Origin of the sequence: Actinocorallia sp. A-T 12471, from assembly GCF_033875155.1 — a bacterium.
GTDB lineage: Bacteria > Actinomycetota > Actinomycetes > Streptosporangiales > Streptosporangiaceae > Actinocorallia.
In genome coordinates, this window is sequence record NZ_JAWZTE010000011.1 from 176,998 (window position 1) to 197,834 (window position 20,837).

Consider the following 20,837-nt stretch of genomic DNA (forward strand, 5'->3'; position numbering starts at 1 on the left):
CCAAGACCCGGGATGAGAATGAGCGCGCCGACGACCGCCGACCCGCGAGATGAGGCGGCCGCGCCGCCCGGCGGGAAAGGGCGCTGGCTCGGCCTCGCCGTCATCAGCCTCGCGGTCTCGCTCATCGTGGTCGACGCCACGATCGTCAGCGTCCTGCTGCCGAGCGTGGTCGACGAGATCGGGTTGCGCGCCACCCAGGCCGAGTGGCTGACCTCGATCTACTCGCTGGTCTTCGCCGCGCTGATGATCACCTTCGGCCGCCTCGCCGACGTGTACGGCCGCCGTCTCATGTTCGTTGTCGGCACGGTCGTGTTCGTCGTGGCGAGCCTCGCGGTGGCCGCCTCCGGCAGCGCGGGCGAGCTGATCGCGGCGCGCGCGCTCCAGGGCGTCGGCGCGGCGATGATCATGCCGGCGACGCTCTCGACGGTGAACAGCCTGTTCCACGGCCGCGACCGCGCGATCGCGTTCGGCATCTGGGGCTCGATGATCGGCGGCATGACCGCCGTCGGGCCGCTGCTCGGCGGCTGGCTGGCCACCTCGCACGGCTGGCAGTGGGCGTTCACCATCAACCTGCCGCTCGGCGCGCTGCTCATCGCGGGCGTGCTCAAGTACATCCCGGAGACCCGCGACGCCTCCGGCCCGCGCGGGCTCGACTGGAAGGGCGGCGTCCTTTCCGCGCTCGGCCTCGGCGCGCTGGTCTTCGGCCTCATCGAGGGCCAGACCTACGGCTGGTGGCAGGCGTCCGACGAGCTGCCCGGCTGGCCGATCTCGCCGGTGCCGCTCGCGCTGGCCGCCTCGGTCCTGCTGCTCATCACGTTCGTGCTCGTGGAGCGGGCGAGGGCGCGTGCGGGCAAACCCGTCATGCTCGACCTGCGGCTGTTCCGCATCGCCACGTTCCGGCGCGGCAACGCCGCGGCCTCGCTCATCAGCGTCGGCGAACTCGGCCTGCTGTTCATCCTCCCGCTGTTCCTGCAGGGCGCGCACGGGGACTCGCCTCTGCAGATCTGCGTCGCGATCCTGCCGCTGGCGATCGGCTCGTTCCTGTCCGGCGGCACCGCCGCGCGGCTCGGCCGCCGCATCGGCGCGGCACGCGTCGTGCAGTACGGCATGGCGCTGGAGTTCGCCGCCGTACTGGCGATCGGCCTGACGACCCACGCGGGCACCACCGGCTTCGGCCTCGCGCCCTGGATGCTGCTGTACGGCCTCGGCCTCGGCATGACGTCCGCGCAGCTCACCAACGTCTCCCTCGCCGACGTGCCGCGCGGCCAGTCCGGCCAGGCGTCCGGCACCCAGTCGACCTCACGCCAGATCGGCAGCGCGCTCGGCATCGCCTGCATCGGGACGGTCTTCGCCACCAGCCTCGGCCACGCCATGCAGGCCAGGACGGGTGACGCCGAGGCCGCCGCCGAGCTCCAGGGCAACGTCGGCACCAACATCGCGGCCCTCGACCCCGAGCTGTCGCGCGCCGCGATCGAGAGCCTCGCCACCGCGACCGGCCACGCGGCCCTGGTGACCGCCGGTATCCTCGCCGTCGGACTGATCATGACCCTCCGGCTGCGCGGAAAAGAGCTATGAACCTGTGGATCGCCGGCGCCCGCCCCCGGACGCTGCCCTCCGCCGTCGTGCCCGTGGCCGTCGGCACCGGCCTCGCCATCGGTGAGGGCCACGCCGTCTGGTGGCGCGCGGCCCTCGCGCTGCTGGTCTCCCTGGCGCTCCAGGTCGGCGTGAACTACGCCAACGACTACAGCGACGGCGTCAAGGGCACCGACGCCGACCGCGTCGGGCCGATGCGGCTCACCGGGTCCGGCGCGAAGCCGCCCAAGCAGGTGCTGGCCGCCGCGCTGCTCAGCTTCGCCGTCGGCGGCGTCGCGGGGCTCGTCCTCGTCGCCGTCACCTCGTGGTGGCTGCTGCTGGTCGGGGCCGCCGCCATCGCCGCCGCCTGGTTCTACACGGGCGGCTCGCGGCCGTACGGGTACCGCGCGCTGGGCGAGCTGTCGGTCTTCGTGTTCTTCGGCCTCGTCGCCGTCGTCGGGACCGTCTACGTCCAGCTTGAGTACGTCCCCTGGACGGCCTGGGCCGCGGCCATCCCCGTCGGCCTGCTGTCGTGCGCGGTCCTTGTCGTCAACAACGTCCGCGACATCGACACCGACGCGATGACCGGCAAGCGCACCCTCGCCGTCGTCCTGGGCGACACCATGTCGCGGGTGCTGTTCACGCTGTGCCTGTCGATGCCGTACATCTTCGTCATCGGCCTCGGCGCGGCGCGTCCGTGGGCGCTCATCGCGCTGCTGTCCGCGCCGCTGACGCTGGCCCCGTCCAGGCGGGTCCTGCAGGGCGCGCAGGGCGGTGAGCTGGTCGAAGTCCTCGGCGAGGCCGGAAGGGTCCAGCTTGTCTTCGGGGTCCTGCTCGCCATCGGCCTTGCGCTGTGAAGACGCCGTCCTAAGACGCGCACCGAAAGCCGCGTGGGCAATTTCCTTACAGAGAAGGGATCGCGCGGGGGGAATCCGTAGTCAAATGAGACCATGACCCCCGTCGAACCCTCCCGGCCAGAGAACTTCTGGAGCAGCCTCGAGCCTCCCGCCCGCGAGGCGCTCCTGCGCGGCGGCCGCGTCCGCACCTTCCCTGCCGGGACGCACCTGCTGCTCCAGGGCGAGCGGCCCGACCAGGTCCTCATCATCAAGTCGGGCTGGGCGAAGGTCGCCGTCGGCGACCTCGAAGGCCGCGAGGTCGTCATCGCCGTGCGCGGCCCCGGCGAACTCGTCGGCGAGACCGGGCTGCTCAACGACTCGCCGCGCACCGCGACCCTGACCGCGCTGCACCCCGTCAGCGCCCTGTCGGTCACCAGGCCGAGGTTCGCCGCGTTCCTGAACGACCACCCGCAGGCGTGGCCGCTCATCTACCGGACCGCCAGCCGCAGGCTCGCACAGTCCGACGGGCGCATCGTCGCGCTCGGCAGCCTCGACGGCGCGGCCCGCCTCGCCCGGCTCATGCTCGCGCTCGCCGAGGAGAGCGGCACCCCCGACGAGGGCGGCGTCAGGCTTCCGCCGCTGTCCCAGGAGGAGCTGGGGAGCTGCGTGGACGCCTCCCGCGAGACGGTCGCCAGGGCGCTGCGCGACTGGCGGCAGCGCGGCCTGATCAGGACCAGGTGGCGCAGGATCGTGCTCCTCGACCCCGAGGGCCTGCGCAAACTCCTCGGGGAGAGCTGACCCCGTTCGTGGCACGTGACGACACGCGCCCGTTTTGTTCTTGGTTGCTCTTGCGCCTCGGGTTACGCTCGGCGGCATGGCCTCACGTGCGTCCGGAGGTACGCGGAACTCCTCGCGTGGCGGGTCCTCCGGACCCGCCGGCAAATCCCCCGCAGCACGCCGCCGTCCGGCGAAGGCGCAGCACAAGGGCGGGCAGAAGCCTCCCCGCAAGCAGGCGCCGCCCCCCCGGAGCGGCCCGGGGCCGCTCAGCAGGCTCTTCCTCGGCTTCTTCCGGATGCTCGCCGGGTTCTGGATGCTGGTCGCCAGGGGAGTCGGCTCCATGTTCCGAGCCTACGGAGACGGAGCGCGCGAACTGGAACCCGAACACCGCAGGGACGGCGCCGGCCTCGGCCTTCTCGGCGTCGCCATCGTCTTCGCCTCAGTGACCTGGTGGACCCCGCGAGGCTGGTTCACCGAGGTCCTCGAAATGATCACGCGCGGCGGACTCGGCAAGTTCGCGATGGCGCTGCCGCTCATGCTGGCGTTCCTCGCCTGGAGCACGCTGCGCCACCCCGACCGGCACGAGGACGCCGGACGCATCGCCATCGGCTCCAGCGCGCTGTTCCTCGGCATAGCCGGGGTCGTCCACATCGCCTCAGGCAGCCCCGCGCCCTCCGACATGGACCACGTCCGCAAGGCGGGCGGCGTGCTCGGCTGGCTGGTCTCCGCGCCGCTGGAGACCCTGCTGTCGGCGTGGGTGGCGGTGCCGCTGCTGCTGCTCATCTCCTTCTTCGGCCTCCTGGTCGTCACCAAGACCCCCGTCCACCGCATCCCCGACCGCTTCGACGAGCTCATGCGGCTCACCTTCCAGCGCGGCAAGCCGGACGCCGACGGGGCCTCGGGCTCCGGCGGCAAGGGCGGCCGCAAGGGCACGGGCGGCCGTCGCAGGCGCAAGAAGGACGCCGAAGGCGAAGGGGAGTTCGAGGTCGGGGAGCACACCCGGCCGTACGACACCCCCGTCGTGGAGCCGCGCAAGGGCGCGCCGCGCCCGCCGCTGTCGGAGGAGCTGTTCGGCGACGAGGACGGCGGGCCGCCCGCGTTGGAGGCCGCCGCCGAACCCCCGGCCGTCGAGGCCCCGACCGTCCCCGACCCGAGCCCCGCGCCCACCCGGGCGGAGCAGCTCAAGATCAACCCGTCCGGCGAGGGCTACCAGCTGCCGGAACCCGGGCTGCTGAAGGCCGGGTCGGCGATCAAGCCGCGCACCAAGGCCAACGACATCGTCGTCAACGCCCTCACCGGGGTGCTCGAGCAGTTCGACGTCGACGCCCAGGTCACCGGGTTCACGCGCGGCCCGACGATCACCAGGTACGAGATCGAGCTGGGCCCGGCCGTCAAGGTCGAGAAGGTCATCGCGCTCACCAAGAACATCTCCTACGCGGTCAAGTCGCAGGATGTCCGGATCATCTCCCCGATCCCCGGCAAGTCGGCGATCGGGGTGGAGATCCCCAACACCGACAAGGACCTCGTGTCCCTCGGCGACGTCCTGCGCTCCCAGGTGGCGGCCTCTGACCAGCATCCGATGCTGGTGGGGCTCGGCAAGGACGTCGAGGGCCGCACCGTCGTGGCGAACCTCGCGAAGATGCCGCACATCCTCATCGCGGGCGCGACGGGCGCGGGCAAGTCGACGTGCATCAACGGGTTGATCACGTCGGTGCTGATGCGGGCGACGCCCGACGAGGTGAGGTTGATCCTTGTCGACCCCAAACGGGTGGAGCTGTCGTCGTATGCGGGGATTCCGCATCTGATCACGCCGATCATCACCAACCCGAAGAAGGCGGCCGAGGCGCTCGGCTGGGTCGTCGGGGAGATGGACCGGCGTTACGACGACCTCGCCGCGTCAGGCTTCCGGCACATAGACGACTTCAACAAGGCGGTGCGCGCAGGCAAGCTGTCCGCGCCGCCCGGAAGCGAACGCGTCTACACGCCGTACCCGTATCTGCTCGTGATCGTCGACGAGCTCGCGGACCTGATGATGGTCGCGCCGCGCGACGTCGAAGACCACGTCGTACGGATCACCCAGCTTGCGCGCGCGGCGGGCATCCACCTTGTGCTCGCCACCCAGCGGCCGTCCGTGGACGTCGTCACCGGGCTGATCAAGGCGAACGTGCCTTCCCGGCTGGCGTTCGCGACGTCGTCGCTCGCCGACTCGCGCGTCATCCTCGACCAGCCGGGCGCGGAGAAGCTCGTCGGGCAGGGTGACGCCCTGTTCCTGCCCATGGGCGCGTCAAAGCCGATGCGGCTGCAGAACGCCTACGTTTCCGAGAAGGAGATCGCGGGCATCGTCGCTCACTGCAAGGCCCAGATGGAGGCCGAGTACGCCGAGGACGTACAGGCCGACGCGGGACCCCGCAAGGAGATCGACGAGGAGATCGGCGATGACCTTCAACTGCTCGTCCAGGCGATCGAACTCGTGGTGTCCACGCAGTTCGGCTCGACCTCGATGCTCCAGCGCAAGCTGCGCGTCGGCTTCGCCAAGGCGGGCCGGCTCATGGACCTGATGGAGAGCCGGGGCATCGTCGGACCGTCGGAGGGCTCGAAGGCGCGCGACGTCCTCGTCAAGCCCGACGGACTCGCCGAAGTCCTCGCCTTGCTCAATTCGTGACTCGGAAGTGGGGCCGATCCTTACGGAACGGCGTAGATCACGGTCCTAGACTGATCATGACAGCGTTCGCGGTGGAGGTTTCTCATGAGCATCGGTGAAGTCCTGAGTCAGGCACGGCGTGATTCGGGTCTCACCGTCATGCACGTCGCCGAGCGCACCCGCATCCGGGAGACCGTGATCCGGGGGATCGAGCAGGACGACTACTCGCTGTGCGGCGGCAACTTCTACGCGCGCGGCCACATCCGCAGCATCGCGCGCGTGCTCGGGGTCGACGCCGATCCGCTGATCCGCGAGTACGACGACACCCATGGCGGCGCGCCCGGCGTCCAGGTGAGCGCGGCGGCCGCCTTCGAGCCCGAGACGCCCCTGAAGTTCAAGGAGCGGCGGCCGACCAACTGGAGCGCCGCGATGGCCGCGGTGCTCGCCCTGGTGGCCGTGTGGGGCATCGTGCAGTTCTTCAGCGGCGGCAAGGAGGAGCGGGTCACCCCCGTCGTCGCGAAGGACACCGTGACGGCCACCGCGTCGCCCGCGGCGGCCGGGACGCCGGGCCAGGACGCGGTGGCCGCCGTCCCGCCGCCGGTGAAGGTCAAGAAGGGCCACGTGCTCGTCCAGATCCGCGCCACCGCGCAGTCGTGGGTGCGGGTGCAGCCGGTCGGCGGAGACAAGCCGTTCATGGGCACCCTCGCCAAGGGCAAGACAGGCAACTGGACGGGTAAGACAGTGGAGATCACGCTCGGCAACGCCGGGGGAGTGGTCCTCACCGTCAACGGCAAGGACCTCGGGGTGCCCGGCAAGGACGGCCAGGTCGTCCGGCTGTTCTTCGACGGGGACAAGCTCGACGCCTCCTGAGTCACGGGAGGGGTGCGGGGCCCACTACCTTTACCCACTACCTTTAGAGGCATGCCCGAGCCCCGCACCGTGTCCCTGGTCACCCTCGGTTGCGCCCGCAACGAGACTGACTCCGAAGAACTCGCCGCCCGCCTCGAGGCGTCCGGCTGGAGGCTCCAGGAGGGGTCCGAGAGCGCCGACGTCGTCGTGGTGAACACCTGCGGGTTCATCGACGCGGCCAAGAAGGACTCCATCGACACCCTGCTCGCCGCGCACGACACCGGGGCCAAGGTCGTCGCGGCCGGCTGCATGGCCGAGCGGTACGGCGCGGAGCTGGCCGACGCGCTGCCCGAGGCGCACGCGGTGATCGGCTTCGACGACTACGCGACGATCGGCGAGCGGCTCGACGACGTCGTCGAGGGCCGGGCGATCACCGCGCACAAGCCGCGCGACCGCAGGACCCTGCTGCCGATCACGCCGGTGGAGCGTTCTTCCGCGCACGTCCACGTGCCCGGTCATGGCGAGCCGTCGGAGCTTCCCGAAGGGCTCGCCCCCGCGTCCGGGCCTCGGGTGTTGCGCAAGCGGCTCGGCGGAGGGCCCGTCGCGCCGCTGAAGCTCGCCTCGGGATGCGACCGCCGCTGCACCTTCTGCGCGATCCCCGCCTTCCGCGGCTCGTACGTCTCGCGTAAGCCCGAGGAGATCCTCGCCGAAGCCGAGTGGCTCGCCGGACACGACGTACGCGAGATCGTCCTGGTGAGCGAGAACTCCACCTCCTACGGCAAGGACCTCGGCGACCTGCGCGCGCTGGAGAAGCTGCTTCCCCAACTGACCCAGGTCATGGACGTCGTACGCGTCAGCTACCTCCAGCCCGCCGAACTACGGCCAGGGCTGCTCGAAGTGATCGCGAGTACACCGGGCGTCGTGCCCTACTTCGACCTGTCCTTCCAGCACGCCAGCGGCACCGTCCTGCGCCGGATGCGGCGCTTCGGCGACCCCGAGCGCTTCCTCGACCTCCTCGCCCAGATCCGCACGCTGGCCCCCGAGGCGGGCGTCCGGTCGAACTTCATCGTCGGGTTCCCCGGCGAGACCGAGGCGGAGCTCGCCGACCTCACCGGCTTCCTGGAGGCCGCGCGGCTGGACGCCATCGGCGTCTTCGGCTACTCCGACGAGGACGGCACCGAGGCCGCCAACCTGGACGGCAAGCTCGACCAGGACGAGATCGACGCGCGCCTCGCCGAGGTCAGCGGCCTCGCCGAGGAGCTGACCGCGCAGCGCGCCGAGGAGCGGATCGGCACCGAGATCACCGTCCTTGTGGAACGCGAGACCGAGCCGGGCGTCTGGGAGGGACGCGGATTCCACCAGGCCCCCGAGGTCGACGGCGCGACCACGGTCCACGGAACCGGCCTCGCCGTCGGCGACCTCGTCACCGCGCTGATCACCGACGCCGAGGGCGTCGACCTGTTCGGCGACGCCGTCAAGCCGACGGACGCCGAGGACCGCAGGCCGTGACCCCGCCGCAGGACCGGCGGGTGAGCGCGCTGAACCCCGCCAACGTGCTGACGGTGCTCCGCATCGCGCTCGTGCCCCCCTTCTTCGCCCTCCTCGTCCTCACCGACGGCACAGGCTGGCGGCTGACCGCACTCGCCCTGTTCTGCGTGGCGGCCTTCACCGACTACGCCGACGGCAGGATCGCGCGCAGCCGCAAGGAGATCACCACCTTCGGCAAGATCGTCGACCCGATCGCCGACAAGCTCCTCACCGGCGCGGCCCTCGTCGGGCTGTCCATCAACGGCGAGCTGACGTGGTGGGCGACCGTGATCATCCTGGCCAGGGAGATCCCGATCACCGTCCACCGGCTCCTCCTGCTGCGCGGCGACGTCGTCGTGGCCGCGGAGAAGCTCGGCAAGTACAAGGCGGCGATCCAGATGCTGGCGATCTTCGTCTACCTGCTTCCGGTGCGGCTCGACCCGCTGAACGGCGTCCTCATGACGGCGGCGGTCGTCATGACCATCGTCTCCGGCCTCGAGTACCTGGGTGCCAGGCGGCGCGCGGCACTAGGGTGAGGCCCGTGCGCGTGGAACTGCTGACCGTCGGGGACGAACTGCTCATCGGCGACACCCTGAACACCAACGGCGCGTGGATGGGCCAGGAGCTCACCAGGGCCGGCGTCGAGGTGGTCCGCTCGACCGTCGTCGGCGACACCCTCAAGGCGATCGGCGAGGCCGTCACGGCGGCCCTGGACCGCGCCGACGGGCTGATCATCACCGGCGGCCTCGGGCCCACCTACGACGACCTCACCCGCGACGCCCTGGCCTACCTCGCCGGGGTGAAGCTGGTGCGCGACCCGGTGACCGAGGCGGCGATCCGCGAACGCAGCATGAAGTACGGGGTGCGGCTGCGCGAGTCGGCGCTGCGCATGGCGGACCTTCCCGAAGGATCGGCGAAACTGCCCAATCCGGTCGGGACCGCGCCCGGCATCCGGATGGAGCTCGCGGGCAGACCCGTCTTCGCGCTGCCCGGCGTCCCGCACGAGATGCGCGCGATCATGACCGAGACCGTCCTTCCCGAGTGGCGGACCCCCGCCGCGCCCGCCGTGCTGACCCTGCGGACGGCCGGGGTGTGGGAGACGGTCCTCGCCGGGCGGCTCGCGCCCGTCGAGCGGATGGAGGGGGTCTCCCTCGCCTACCTGCCTTCTCCGGCCAACGTCGACGTACGGATCACGGCGGACTCGCCGGGGACGCTTGACGCGGCGGTCGCGAAGGCACGTGGGCTTCTTGGCCAGGCCGTCTATGCCGAAGGACGCGTCACGAGCCTTGCGGCGGCCGTCCTCGACCTGCTGCGCGAGCGCGGAGAGACCGTCGCGGTGGCCGAGAGCCTTACCGGCGGGCTGCTCGGGGCTGAGCTGACCGCCCCTGCGGGGTCGTCGGCGGTGTTCCGAGGCGGCGTGACGGCTTACGCGACGCCGCTGAAGGCCGCGCTCCTGGGCGTCCCCGAAGACCTGCTCGCCGAGCGCGGCGCGGTCGACCCCGACGTCGCCGTCGCGATGGCCGAGGGGGCGCGCGACAGGCTCGGCGCGACCCGCGGCCTCGCCGTCACCGGGGTGGCCGGACCCGACCCGCAGGACGGAAAACCGGTCGGGACGGTGCATATCGGGGTCTGCGGGCCGGAGGGCTCGCGATCCTTCACACCGACCCTGACTTTGCCCCGGGATGGGTCACGAGCCCGTTCCTTGGTCCGTGACATGACCGTGGTTCACGCTCTCGACCTGCTTCGACACGAAGTCTTGAGGGTTGCGATGATCCGGGAATGGGAACAGGATCAGGAAGGTCTGGAAGGTTTGCGCTGAATAAGGCGTTACGTTCGCAGCGAACACGATTTCCCGGCTCTGCCAAGCTCAGGGCGGAGACGGGTACGGTGGAACCGTCAGATGGTCCGCACGATGGGGAGGGAGCGAGCGATGGTCCTGCTTCGCCAGCTGCTGGGTGACGTTCTGCGGCAGCTCCGGCTGCGCCAGGGTCGCACCCTCCGCGAGGTGTCCGCCGCGGCCCGGGTGTCGTTGGGATATCTCTCTGAGGTGGAGCGCGGTCAGAAGGAAGCCTCTTCTGAGCTGCTCGCGGCGATCTGCAAGGCGCTGGGCGTGCCGTTGTCACACGTCCTGCGAGAAGTGTCCGATCTACTTGCGCTCGCGGAACTCCAGGCGGAGCCGGTCATGGCCGGCGCTCCGCAGCACGAGCGCATCTCCGAGACCATCCCGGCCTCTCCGGTACCCGACTCGCCTGAAGCGATCGCCGGAGACGCCTTCCGGGGGGACATGGTCGCGGCCTGACCCGAACGCAGCTTCGGGACGCGGCCACGGCGGCCGCGGCCCCGACCGTCCGACGGACCCGCCGGTGTGGGCGGGGTCCGTCAACCAGGCCGTGCCCTCCCGCGTCGCGATGAGCAGGACCTCAGCTTGATCGACGGGCCCCCCACGGGCATACCGGGGGGCCCGTCGGCGTTGTAGGCATCAGTACGCAGCGGTACCCCTACCAGCCATTCTGGTAGCCCCGCACCGGAGGCGGCGCAGCGTCTCCGAGGGCCGCGTCCCGTTTCCGAGCGGGACGCGGCTTCGCCGTCTCAGGAGGCCGCTGCGGCCCTGGCGGTCTTGCGGAGCACCCCGGCACACCTCAGGGCGTACAGGCGCTGGAGCGGCACGATGAGCGGCTGCAGGGGGCGCAGGAGCGCCAGCGCCGGGCGGCTGAACGCGGTGACGGTCAGGGTGACGGCGTCGTCGGCGTGGTGCTCGACCACGAAGGACTCCTCGCCGCTCTCGGGATGGCCCGCGAGGGTGCCGTAGGCCCAGCCGGTGCGGCGCGGCTCCTCGACCGTCCAGACGATCCGGCAGGGGGCGCGGACGAGCCCGGCGAGCGTCACCGTCACCGGGACGCCCTCGGCCGCGCGATCCGCCCCGGCCCTGACCCCGACGGGGATGCCACGGTGCATCGCGAACGTCATCAGCGCCTCGGCGGCGGCCCGGTAGGCGGCCTCGCCGTGTCCGATCGTGCGACGTACGCGCAGATGGGAGTAACCGGGAGGAAGCGCCTCCTCGCGGGTGGCCCCGACCTCGGCGTAAGTGAACGTCATGCGCGAACCTCCCTGACCGAACGCCACCCGAGCACCCCGCACAGTCCGAAACCGACGGCGTTGGCGACCCCGTGCGTCGCGGTCATCCAGCCGATCCCCGGATGCGCGATCCCTGACGCCTCACCCCACGCGTACCACAGTGCGAGCAGCATCGACGGGACCAGCACCGCCCCTGCGATGCGCAGCGCGGCCTTTCCCGTCCGCCAGCAGAGCAGTGCGGCGAGCCACATGCCCGCCGTCAGGACGACGGCTCCGGCGAACTCCGCCCACTGGCCGACGAAGTAGCCGCCGAGCACGCCGAGCGTCCCCGCCGGAACCGTCAGCGCGGCCAAGCGTCCCGCCCTTCCCGCCTCGGGACGGCACACGAGACCGGCGATCAGGGCGGCGGCGAAGCCCGCGAAGTGGAAGTGGGCGACCGTGAGGGCGAGCATCGTCGGGGAGTAGCCGAGCAGAGGGTGGCCCGCCCGTTCGGCGACAAGGGCGAGTGCCGCTACGGCGGGGGTGCCGAGCGCCGTCGCGAACGCCGCCTGACGCGGGTCGCGCAGCGCGCTGGGGAGGCGTCGGACCGCCTCGGCGAGCAGGATCGCAGTGGCGAGTGCGTAGAGGGACGCCAGGAGGGCGGCCGGGGTGCCGACGGGGAGGAAGAGGCTCGTGGCTCCGGGGAGGGCGCCGGCGAGCCAGGGGCGTTGTAGTCGTGCGGCGTCGGCGAGGGAGAGGCCGAGGGGGACTACGGCGAGCATTCCCAGGCAGATGATCAGGGCGAGCGCGAAGCTCATGGGGCACCGGCTTTGAACGTGTTCAATATGGACGGTGTCAGCGTAGTCGGGGAGTTTGAACGTGTTCAAGTCGGAGGGAAGAAAAATCCCCTTCCGGGTGAGAAGGGGATGAAGGGCCGGAAGCGGCCATCTGGGGTGGGATCAGGTGAAGGTGGGACTGTTCCAAGCGGCCGGGTCGGAGGTGAGGCGCTGCACGGCGTCGGGGAGCTCGCCGGAGGCGATGTGCTCGAGGGTGACCGCCTCGAGGATCGAGCGCTCGCTGGCGCGCAGCGCGATCCAGACCTCCTGCAGGGCACGTGCCGCGCCGCTGTAGCCGACGTCCTCGGGACGCTCGCCGCGCACGCCGAGCAGGGGGCCGTCGATGGCCCTGATGATGTCGGCGAGCGAGATCTGGGAGGCGGGTTTGGCCAGCCAGTAGCCGCCGTCGGGCCCCCGCTGGCTCCGGATGATGCCGGATCGGCGAAGCTGTCCCAGAATGTTCTCCAGGAACTTGGGCGGGATCGCCTGCGTCTCGGCGAGCTGGACGGCCGTCACCGGGTGTCCCCCCGTCGAGGACTCGGCCGCGGCGGCCAGCTCGGAGGCGGCGCGCAGCGCGTAATCAACCCTGGCAGACAGTCGCATGTGACCAAGTATCCCCTGTGACGGGGACAGGTTTCACCACCACCCCGGTAGAGCAGCCTTGAAAGACCGATTAGAGCGGAGAAGTCGAACCGGTCACCGCTCCGCGCGCGAACCGTGATCCCGTCGAGATCATTTCCGTGTCCGGGCTGCGGGAGGCTTGGACGATCCGGCGTCGGAGGGGCCGCGGCGCGGGCGGGGCCGCGCCCCGGAGTCGGTAAACTCATAACAAACTTTACTGATCCGTCGGCGCGGACCCTGGATGACTCGAGGTGGCCTCATGGCGAGACGGCCGGGCACGCCCCGCCTGCTGCGCGAACTCAACGACCGGGCCGCGCTCGAACTCCTCATAGGCGAAGGGCCGCTCACCCGCGCCCAGATCGGCGACCGTACCGGGCTGTCCAAGGTCACCGCCTCCCAGCTGCTCGGACGGCTTGAGGAACGCGGGCTCGTCCAGGTCGTCGGGGAGCAGGCGGGAGGCAGGGGGCCTAACGCGGCGCTGTACGCGGTGGTGCCTTCCGCGGCGTTCGTCGCGGGGCTTGAGGTCGGGCCCGAAGCGGTCATCGCGGGCATCGCTGACATCACCGGGGCGGAACGGTCCCGGGCCGTGGTCGCGCTTGATGACGGGGCCGATCCTGTGCAGAGCGTGCACGCGGCCGTCGCGAAGGCGTGCCGTAGTGCGAAGGTGCCTGTGTCGGCGTTGCACGCGTTCGTCATCGGGACGCCTGGTGTGGTCGACCCTAGGACGGGGGACGTGCGGTTCGCCTTCGACCTTCCCGCGTGGCACGAAGGGGTCCTCGATGCCTTGCGGCGTGACCTTGGGCGTCCCGTCATCATCGAGAACGACGTCAACCTCGTCGCGGTGGCCGAGCGTGAGCACGGGGCCGCCAGGGATGTTGCGGACTTCGCGCTCGTGTGGATCGACCGGGGGCTCGGCCTCGCGGTGATGATGGGGGACCGGCTGCACCGGGGCGTCTCCGGGGGCGCGGGGGAGATCGGTTACCTGCCCGTGCCGGGGGCGGCCCTTCCCGAGGGCGTCACGGAGTCGGTCACCTATGGGCAGCCTGCTCTTGCCGGGGGCTTCGGCTCGCTCGTCGGCGCGGACGCCGTCGTGGCGCTCGCGGCCGAACACGGCATCGCGGGGAAGTCGGCCCTGGAGGCCGTCGCGGAGGCCGCAGCGGTGGACTCAGGGCCCGCCGCGGACTTCCTCGACGCCCTGGCGACCCGTCTGGCCCTCGGCGTCGCGGCCGTCAACATCGTGCTCGACCTCGGCCTCGTGGTCGTCACCGGCGCGCTCGGCGCGGCCGGCGGCGCGCCCCTGGCCCGCCGCGTCGAACACGCCACGGCCCGCATCTCCCCGACCCGCCCCCGCGTCGTCCCCGGCCAACTCACCCGCACCCCCGTCCTCCAGGGCGCCCTCCACACCGCCGTAGCCCACGCCCGAGAAGAAGTCTTCTCCACCACCACCGACTAGCGCGCTAGCCCCCGCCCGCCCACGCACGCAACACACCGCCCGCCACCCGCGGGTCTTCTTGAACGCGGCCGCCTAGCGCGCTTGGTCCCGGGCGCTCACGTGTGAGCCGCGCCGCATGCCGCCCGTGACGGGGTTTCTTGACCGCCTCCAGCGCGCTTGGTCGCGGCTGCCTCTGTGAGGTGCGCTGCACGGTGGTCGCGGCGGGGTCTTTTGGGTGCGGCCGCCTAGCGCGCTTGGTCTCGGAAGATAGGCCGTGCGTTGCGGGGATGGGACGGCGAAGGCCGTCCGCGGGGCGGACGGCCTTCGGTGGAGGTCGGGTCAGGCGGCGGGCTGGGGCACCGGGCGCTCGACGGGTTCGGAGACCGCGGCCTCCGTCCGGCGCGGGTCGGTCTGGGCGCGGTCGCGGACTGTCCGGGAGATGGTGCGGAGCCTCCGGCGCCGGGCCTCTGCCCAGCGAGCGGTAGGTGTCATGCCGCCTCCCCGTTTCTTCGGCCGGACGGCGACGCCGTCCGGGAGATCTCTACGCCTACCAGTTCACAGTGACAGAATTCGGCCTGCGTCTCATCAACCCGGAGGACGACTTCGCAATCCCTCGCGCGGATGATCCCGACCCTGCCACTCATAGGGGAAAACACCATGTCCCCCACGCAGATTCCCAAACTTCCGCCCCAAAAGTCGACCGAATTACCGTCGACGCCCGGGGCGCGGCGTCGCCCGCGCGGCCTCGACCGAGATCCCGACGGCGGGCAAGCGTCGTCCGCGCGAACGTCGGCGGCGGGCAAGCGTCGGCCGCGCGGGCTTAATTGAGGTGCCGTCGGCGGGTAAGCGGTGGGGCGCCGGCCGCGCGGCCTCGACCGGGGTCCCGTAGGCGGGCAAACGGCGGGGGCATCGGCCGCGCGGGCTCAATCGAGGTGCCGTCGGCGGGTAAGCGGCGGGGGCGTCGTCCGCACGGACTCGATCGAGGTGCCGTCGGCAGGTAAGCGGCGGGGCGTCGGCCGCGCGGGCTTAATCGAGGTGCGCCGTCGCGGGTAAGCGGCGGGGGCGTTGGCCGCGCGGGCTTGATTGAGGGGCTGGCGGGGGTAAGCGGCGGAGGCGGTAGCCGCGTGGGGTTGGGACGAAGCCTGAGGATTCGAGGATCTCGGCCAGGGGGCTTTCCAGGATCGCGACGCCGTCGGCGCGCTCGACGGTCAGCGCGCCGAGGGAACCGCCCCGGATCTCGGCGGCGAGGGCCGCGACCGCCGTGGGCAGGGCGTCGGCGTTCCAGGTGAGCAGGGTGCGGCCGCCGCGCTCGGCGTAGAGCGTCAGGACGCCGTCCACGACGACGACCAGCGCGCCAGCCTTGCGGCCCGGGCGGTGCCCTCCTGCGGTCTCCGGCCACGGGAGGGCGGCCCCGTAGGGGTTCGCGGGGTCGGTCGCGGCGAGGACGTCGGCGCGCGGGGCGTCCTGGGCGGGGGAGCGCAGGGACCGCAGCCTGTCGACCGCGCCGGGCAGCGCGAACTGCGCCGCGCCGAGCCCGTCGACGAAGTAGCCGCGACGGCACCGCGCGGTCTCCTCAAAAGCGCGCAGGACCGGATAAACCGCAGCAAAACCGCCCGGTGTGTGCTCGGCCACAACAGCGCCGCGCAGCACGACCCCGTAACGGTCGAGCAGCGTCTCGGCGAGCGCGTGCGCGCGGCGCGTCGGATCGGCCGCGGCCGTGGGCGTGAGCCACCAGCGCCCCGCCGCCGTCGGCGGCCCCGTGCGGCTCGGCAACACGGGCCTGCCCCGACGCCCCGATGCCGCCCGATGCGCGGGCCGCCCCCCGCCCAACGCGGCACGCAGCGGCGCGAGCGTGTCGTTGGTGAGCCTCCCCGCCCACACCAGATCCCAGAGCACCTGGACGAGCTCCCGATCATCAACCCGCGCACTCGCGCCCTCTCCACCCCGCCCAGCGCCGCCGCCCCCGTCGGCCCGCCCGAGGTCGGCCCGCCCGAGGTCGGCCCGCCCGAGGTCGGCCCGCCCGAGGTCGGCCCGCCCGAGGTCGGGCCGCCCGGCGGCGCTGGGCTCGGCGGGTTGGCCGGGGTCGGGAGGTTCGGCGGCGCTGCGCTCGTCGTGTCGGCCGGAGCCGGGAGGTTCGGCGGCGTTGCGCTCGGCGGGTTGGCCGGGGCCGGGACGTTCGGTGGCGCTGGGCTCGGCGGGTTGGCCGGGGCCGGGACGTCCGGGAGCGCCGAGTTTGTCGGCTTGGTCGGAGTTGTTTCGTTCGGGAGTGTTGGGCCTGTTGTGCTGGTCGGGGGCGGCGGGTGGGCGGGGGGTGTTGAGGCGGTCGGAGAGGGTGCGGAAGAAGGGGGCCGAGCCGTCGGACAGGAGGTCTAGGACGGCTTCGTGGGTGGGGGTGAGGGTGATGTCGAGCGGGGGCGGGAGGAGGAGGGGGGCGGTGTCGGCGAGGTAGAGGGAGACCCAGCCGTCGCCGCCCGGGAGGGAGCCGCGGCCGGTCCAGACGACCTCGCCGGAGGACGTCAGCTCGTCAAGGAGGGCGGGGGTGTAGCCGCGTACCCGGGAAGGCAGGATCAGGGTTTCGAGGGCAGAGGCGGGCACGGCGGAGCCCTGGAGGCGTTCGATCGCGCCGACGAGGGTGTCGAGGCCGGACTGGCGGCCGCCCACGCCCTGCCAGCGCGGCAGGAACCGGGCGAGGGCCTCGGGCGGCGACGGCTCGACCTCCGCGCGCAGCCTGGCGAGCGAGCGGCGGCGCAGCATCCGCAGCACCTCGGCGTCGACCCACTCGGTGCCGGAGGAGTCCGGCGTGAACTCGCCCTCGACGAGCTGAGGCAGCCGCCGCAACGTCTCGCCGACGACCGCGGCCCCGAGCCCGTAACGCACCGCCGCCGACGCGGCGGTGAACGGCACATGCGTACGCGCGTGCCGCAACAGCAGCCCGCCCAGGGGATCGTCTGAGGGCTCAAGGAACGCCTCGGGGATGCCCACGGGAAGCGGCGTCCCCAACGCGTCCCGCAACCTCCCGGCGTCCTCCACGGCCGCCCAACGTTCCTCCCCGCCGACCCGCACCCGCACCACCCGCCGCTCACCCTCCAGCTCCCGCAACCACCCCTCAGCGACCTCTGCCGCCTCCACCAACCGCCCCCCACCCGCCGCGCCCGAGACGGCCTCCACCGCCCCTTCACCGCCCCTAAACGCCCCTAGGGCCTCGCCCACGCTTTCGGCCCCACGCGCCGCCCCCGAGGCAGCCTTGTCCGCCGCGCCTTCGGTCTCGCGTGAGGTGCCTGAGAAGGGATCGTCCGGGTCGTTGTGACGCGGCTTTCGCGGGTCGTCGGCCGCGTCTTCGGTCTTGCGTGACGTGCCTGAGGAGGGGCCGTTCGGGTCGTCGTGACGCGGCTTTCGCGGGTCGTCTGACGCGCCTTCGGTCTCGTGTGAGGTGCCTGAGAAGGGGTCGTCCGGGTCGTCGTGACGCGGCGGTTGCGGGGCGTCGGACGCGCCTTCGGTGTCGCGTGAGGTGTCTGAGAAGGGGGCGTTCGGGGCGGTGGTGTGTGCGCTGGGGTGTTCGGGTTCGGCGGGGGGCTGTGGGCCGGGGACTTCGGTTGTGGCGGTTTCGCGGGGTTCGTGGGGGAGGGCGACGCGGTGGGCGGCCTCCTCGGTGGTGAGGGGGCCGAGGGCGCGCAGGAGGTCGGTGAGGGCGTCGGCGTCGCGGGCGCGGCGGGCGGGGGTGCGGCGCTGGAGTTCGGCTTCGGCTTCGGCGAGGACCTCGGCGTCGAGGAGTTCGCGGAGGTTCGCCTGGCCGAGGAGGTCGGCGAGCAAGGAGGAGTCGAGTGACAGGGCCTGCGCCTTGCGCTCGGCAAGGGGAGAGTCGCCCTCGTACATGAACGCGGCGATGTAGCGGAACAGGAGGGACTGCGCGTAAGGCGAGGCCGTAGGGGTCTCGACCTCAGAGACGCGGGTACGGCGGGCCGCTATGTCGCGCATCAGGGTGACCAGGCCGGGGACGTCGAACACGTCCTGGAGGCACTCGCGGACCGTCTCCAGGATGATCGGGAACGTCTCGTACTTCGCGGCGACCGCGAGGAGCTGGGCCGCGCGCTGCCGCTGCTGCCACAGCGGCATCCGCCGGTCGGGACGGTGACGCGGCAGCAGCAGCGAGCGGGCCGCGCACTCGCGGAACCGCGCCGCGAACAGCGCCGACGACCCGAGCTCGGCGACCACGACGCGCTCGATCTCATCGGGGTCGAACACGCACAGGTCAGCCGAAGGCGGCTCGTCGGTGTCGGGGACGCGCAGGACGATGCCGTCGTCGGCGTGCATCGCCTGGGCGTCGCCGCCGTACCGTTCGCGCAGGCGGGCGGCGATGGCCAGCGCCCAGGGACCGTGCACCAGGGCCCCGTAAGGCGAGTGCACCACAAGACGCCAGTCGCCGAGTTCGTCACGGAACCGCTCGACCACGAGGGTGCGGTCGTCGGGGACGCGTCCGGTGGCCTCCTTCTGCTCGGCCAGATAGGAGACCAGGTTGTCGGCGGCCCAAGGGTCGAGCCCGGCTTCCGCGGCGCGTTCCATCGCCCGCTCGGGCGCCAGCGCGGACAGCTCACGCGTGAACTTGCCCAGCGCGCGACCGAGCTCGGCCGGACGGCCCGCGGAGTCGCCGTGCCAGAACGGCAGCTTGCCCGGACGGCCAGGCGCGGGCGACACCAGCACCCGGTCGGGTGTGATGTCCTCGATCCGCCACGAGCTCGCGCCGAGCACGAACACGTCGCCGACGCGCGACTCGTAGACCATCTCCTCGTCGAGCTCGCCCACCCGCGAGGACTTCTCGCCGACGAGGAACACCCCGAACAGCCCGCGGTCGGGGATCGTGCCGCCGCTCACCACGGCGAGGCGCTGCGCCCCGCGTCTGCCGCGCAGCACCCCGGCCACTCTGTCCCATACAAGTCGGGGCCTCAGCTCGCCGAACTCCTCGCTTGGATAACGGCCGGCGAGCATGTCGAGGGTCGCCTCGTACACGCCGCGCGTAAGGCCCGCGAAGGGAGCCGCCCGCTTGACGACGGTCTCCAGCTCGTCCACGTCCCACTCGTCCATCGCGACCATGGCGACGATCTGCTGGGCGAGCACGTCGAGGGGGTTGCGGGGGTAGCGCAGCGCCTCGATCGCGCCCTCGCGCATCCGCTCGGCGACCACGGCGGTCTGTACGAGATCGCCCCGGTACTTCGGGAAGATCACCCCACGGGAGACCGCGCCGACCTGGTGCCCGGCCCGTCCGACGCGCTGGAGCCCGCCCGCGACCGACGGCGGCGACTCCACCTGGACGACGAGGTCGACCGCGCCCATGTCGATGCCGAGTTCAAGGCTCGAGGTGGCGACCACGGCGGGCAGCCTTCCGCCCTTGAGCGCGTCCTCGATCGCGGCCCGCTCCTCCTTCGACACCGAGCCGTGGTGGGCGCGCGCGACCTCGACCGCGCCGTCGTGGGCGACCCTGCGGACGAGCGCGTCGAGCCGCCTTGTGCGTTCGGGGTCTTCGGCCGCGCCACCGAGTTCGACGCCGGCGAAGTCGACCCTGCGCAGCTCCTCGGCGGCGTCGGCCTCGTCGGCGACCCATCTGCCGTCGCCCCCGGCGAGCTCGTCGGCCTGCTCGGGAGTTTCCTTCGGGACGGCCTCGGCCGCGTCGAACGGGACAGCCCACAGATCTTCGAGTTCGGCGACGTCGGACGGGACGGGTCGCCCCTTCGCGGACCCGGCCTGCGCCATCATCGCGGCGGGGGAGTGGTCCTCCTCAAGCGGCCCGTACAGGTGCTCGGTGGCGAGCTCGTTGAGACGGGCGCACAGCCGCTCGGCGAGACGGCGGCTGTTGGCGAACACGATGGTCGAGCGGTGCGCCGCGATGAGGTCGAGTACCTCTTGTTCGACGTGCGGCCAGATCGAGCGCTGGCGCGGGTCCTCGCCGGACTGCGGCATCTCGCCCATGTCCTCGACGGGTACGACGACCCGCAGATCGAACGTCTTCTCGCTCGGAGGCTGCACGACGGTAGCGGGGCGCGCGCCGCCGAGGAAGGCCGCGACTTCTTCGAGTGGCCGTACGGTCGCCGAAAGCCCGATGCGCTGCGCGGGCTTGGGGAGCAGCGCGTCAAGGCGCTCCAGGGACAGCGCGAGGTGCGCGCCGCGCTTGGTGGCGGCGACGGCATGGACCTCGTCGATGATCACTGTCTCGACGCCGGCCAGGGTCTCGCGGGCCCGCGAGGTGAGCATGAGGAACAGCGACTCCGGCGTGGTGATGAGGATGTCCGGCGGCCTGGTGAGCTGCCGCCGCCGCTCGTCGGCCGGGGTGTCGCCGGAGCGGATCGCCGTCCTGACGTCGGGTTCCGGCAGCCCGAGCCGCCGTGCCGCGTGTCTGATCCCGGTGAGCGGCGCCCGCAGGTTCCGCTCAACGTCGACGGCAAGGGCCTTCAAGGGCGACACATACAGCACCCGGCACCGCGCCTTGGGGTCCTCCGGGACGGGTTCGGCCGCCAGCCGGTCAAGCGACCACAGGAACGCGGCGAGGGTCTTGCCCGACCCGGTCGGCGCGACGACAAGCGTGTTCTCCCCGCGCGAGATCGCCCGCCAGGCCCCCTCCTGCGCGGCCGTCGGCCCGCTGAACGCCCCCGCGAACCACTCACGCGTCGCCGCCGAGAACCCACCTCGCTCCGCCATGACTC

14 protein-coding genes are annotated in these 20,837 nt (G+C 72.0%); 10 read left to right on the forward strand and 4 right to left on the reverse strand.

Annotation, left to right across the window (positions count from 1 at the left end; translation table 11 throughout):
• Positions 1 to 18: 18 nt before the first annotated feature.
• The 9 genes from R9X44_RS26875 (at position 19) to R9X44_RS26915 (ending at position 10,501) form a co-directional block, all read left to right on the forward strand.
• Entirely contained in the window at positions 19 to 1,575 is a 1,557-nt protein-coding gene (locus R9X44_RS26875; protein ID WP_319817074.1) for an MFS transporter, read from the forward strand.
• Positions 1,572 to 2,429: a 1,4-dihydroxy-2-naphthoate polyprenyltransferase gene (locus R9X44_RS26880; protein WP_319817075.1), complete on the forward strand. Its 858-nt coding sequence runs from the start codon at positions 1,572 to 1,574 to the stop codon at positions 2,427 to 2,429. Before R9X44_RS26875 ends, R9X44_RS26880 begins: the two co-directional genes overlap by 4 nt.
• A gap of 93 nt (positions 2,430 to 2,522) precedes the next feature.
• Positions 2,523 to 3,206: a Crp/Fnr family transcriptional regulator gene (locus tag R9X44_RS26885; protein WP_319817076.1), complete on the forward strand. Its 684-nt coding sequence runs from the start codon at positions 2,523 to 2,525 to the stop codon at positions 3,204 to 3,206.
• A gap of 76 nt (positions 3,207 to 3,282) precedes the next feature.
• A complete protein-coding gene (locus R9X44_RS26890; protein WP_319817077.1) occupies positions 3,283 to 5,847 on the forward strand; it encodes an FtsK/SpoIIIE family DNA translocase in 2,565 nt (854 codons plus the stop codon).
• Between the two features lie 84 nt (positions 5,848 to 5,931).
• A complete protein-coding gene (locus R9X44_RS26895) occupies positions 5,932 to 6,696 on the forward strand; it encodes a helix-turn-helix domain-containing protein (RefSeq protein WP_319817078.1) in 765 nt (254 codons plus the stop codon).
• Positions 6,697 to 6,747: 51 nt separating this feature from the next.
• Positions 6,748 to 8,184 (forward strand): 30S ribosomal protein S12 methylthiotransferase RimO, encoded by a 1,437-nt coding sequence (gene rimO, locus R9X44_RS26900; RefSeq protein WP_319817079.1) that lies wholly within the window; start codon positions 6,748 to 6,750, stop codon positions 8,182 to 8,184.
• Positions 8,181 to 8,738, forward strand: a complete 558-nt coding sequence (gene pgsA / locus R9X44_RS26905) for a CDP-diacylglycerol--glycerol-3-phosphate 3-phosphatidyltransferase (RefSeq protein ID WP_319817080.1) — start codon at positions 8,181 to 8,183, stop codon at positions 8,736 to 8,738. The genes rimO and pgsA overlap by 4 nt, the downstream gene beginning before the upstream one ends.
• Before the next feature lie 5 nt (positions 8,739 to 8,743).
• Entirely contained in the window at positions 8,744 to 10,021 is a 1,278-nt protein-coding gene (locus R9X44_RS26910) for a CinA family nicotinamide mononucleotide deamidase-related protein (protein WP_319817081.1), read from the forward strand.
• Positions 10,022 to 10,132: 111 nt separating this feature from the next.
• On the forward strand, positions 10,133 to 10,501 hold the full coding sequence (locus R9X44_RS26915) for a helix-turn-helix transcriptional regulator (RefSeq protein WP_319817082.1): 369 nt from the start codon (positions 10,133 to 10,135) through the stop codon (positions 10,499 to 10,501).
• A 290-nt stretch (positions 10,502 to 10,791) separates the two neighbouring features.
• Here the strand turns inward: R9X44_RS26915 and R9X44_RS26920 are convergent, their stop codons facing one another.
• The 3 genes from R9X44_RS26920 to R9X44_RS26930 form a co-directional block, all read right to left on the reverse strand.
• Positions 10,792 to 11,298 carry a DUF1990 domain-containing protein gene (locus tag R9X44_RS26920; RefSeq protein WP_319817083.1) on the reverse strand — a complete coding sequence of 169 codons (507 nt, stop codon included), beginning with the start codon at positions 11,296 to 11,298 and terminating at the stop codon, positions 10,792 to 10,794.
• On the reverse strand, positions 11,295 to 12,074 hold the full coding sequence (locus tag R9X44_RS26925) for a YndJ family protein (protein ID WP_319817084.1): 780 nt from the start codon (positions 12,072 to 12,074) through the stop codon (positions 11,295 to 11,297). Before R9X44_RS26925 ends, R9X44_RS26920 begins: the two co-directional genes overlap by 4 nt.
• A gap of 141 nt (positions 12,075 to 12,215) precedes the next feature.
• Positions 12,216 to 12,695: an Rrf2 family transcriptional regulator gene (locus R9X44_RS26930; RefSeq protein ID WP_319817085.1), complete on the reverse strand. Its 480-nt coding sequence runs from the start codon at positions 12,693 to 12,695 to the stop codon at positions 12,216 to 12,218.
• A gap of 277 nt (positions 12,696 to 12,972) precedes the next feature.
• Here R9X44_RS26930 and R9X44_RS26935 point away from each other — a divergent pair, with 277 nt between their 5' ends.
• Positions 12,973 to 14,166: an ROK family transcriptional regulator gene (locus tag R9X44_RS26935; protein ID WP_319817086.1), complete on the forward strand. Its 1,194-nt coding sequence runs from the start codon at positions 12,973 to 12,975 to the stop codon at positions 14,164 to 14,166.
• 1,005 nt (positions 14,167 to 15,171) lie between these two features.
• On the opposite strand, the gene R9X44_RS26940 is transcribed toward R9X44_RS26935, so the two are convergent.
• Entirely contained in the window at positions 15,172 to 20,832 is a 5,661-nt protein-coding gene (locus tag R9X44_RS26940) for a DEAD/DEAH box helicase (protein WP_319817087.1), read from the reverse strand.
• Between the last annotated feature and the right edge of the window lie 5 nt (positions 20,833 to 20,837).